The following is a 310-nucleotide window of genomic DNA, read 5'->3' as shown; positions in this document are numbered from 1 at the left end:
GAGAAATGGGTTACCGCGACAAGGCGTTGCGCATGTACCCGCACGTTTGCGGCCGTTGCGCCCGCGAGTTCGCTGGCAAACGTCTCAGCGAACTGACCGTGCACCACCGCGACCACAACCATGACAACAACCCGCAGGACGGTTCCAACTGGGAGCTGCTGTGCCTGTATTGCCACGACAACGAGCACTCGCGTTACACAGATCAGCAGTATTTCGCCGACGGTTCGCTGAGCACTCCGAAAACCGCCAAGGCAACCCACAACCCGTTCGCTGCGCTGGCGGGATTGATGAAGAAGGACGAGTAACCCGG

General features: G+C 60.0%; 1 protein-coding gene. It reads left to right on the top strand.

The features are described from left to right. Positions 1-305: YajD family HNH nuclease (locus ALO43_RS16950; protein WP_054997840.1), on the top strand; the 305-nt coding region annotated here is incomplete at its 5' end. Between the last annotated feature and the right edge of the window lie 5 nt (positions 306-310).

This window comes from Pseudomonas tremae, from assembly GCF_001401155.1.
Classification (GTDB): domain Bacteria; phylum Pseudomonadota; class Gammaproteobacteria; order Pseudomonadales; family Pseudomonadaceae; genus Aquipseudomonas; species Aquipseudomonas tremae.
This window is presented reverse-complemented; position numbering and strand designations above follow the sequence as displayed.